This is a genomic window from Paraburkholderia sp. SIMBA_054, assembly GCF_046534875.1.
Lineage (GTDB): Bacteria > Pseudomonadota > Gammaproteobacteria > Burkholderiales > Burkholderiaceae > Paraburkholderia > Paraburkholderia hospita.
This window is the reverse complement of record NZ_JAWRXV010000292.1, coordinates 1-403: the sequence shown is the minus strand read 5'-3', so window position 1 is coordinate 403 and position 403 is coordinate 1. Positions and strand designations below refer to the sequence as shown.

Annotated in this window: 1 protein-coding gene; it reads left to right on the top strand. The window is 62.5% G+C overall.

The window, feature by feature from the left end; translation table 11 throughout:
• Window positions 1-403: SIS domain-containing protein (locus SB822_RS55170; protein ID WP_410858857.1), on the top strand; the 403-nt coding region annotated here is incomplete at both ends.

Below are 403 nucleotides of genomic sequence, written 5' to 3'. Positions count from 1 at the left end.
CGGCGCGAAGGTGCTCGACAACACCGTGTCGGCGATTCTGCAATTGCGCGAGCATCTGAACTTCGAGCAGGTGGAACGCGCAATCGATCTGTTGAACGGCGCGCGTCGTATCGAGTTCTATGGCCTCGGCAATTCGAACATCGTCGCGCAGGACGCGCACTACAAGTTCTTCCGCTTCGGCATTCCGACCATTGCTTACGGCGATCTGTACATGCAGGCGGCTTCCGCTGCGTTGCTCGGCAAGGGCGACGTGATCGTCGCGGTGTCGAAGTCGGGCCGCGCGCCCGAGTTGCTGCGCGTGCTCGATGTCGCGATGCAGGCCGGCGCGAAAGTGATCGCGATCACGTCGAGCAACACGCCGTTGGCCAAGCGCGCGACGGTCGCGCTCGAAACCGATCACATC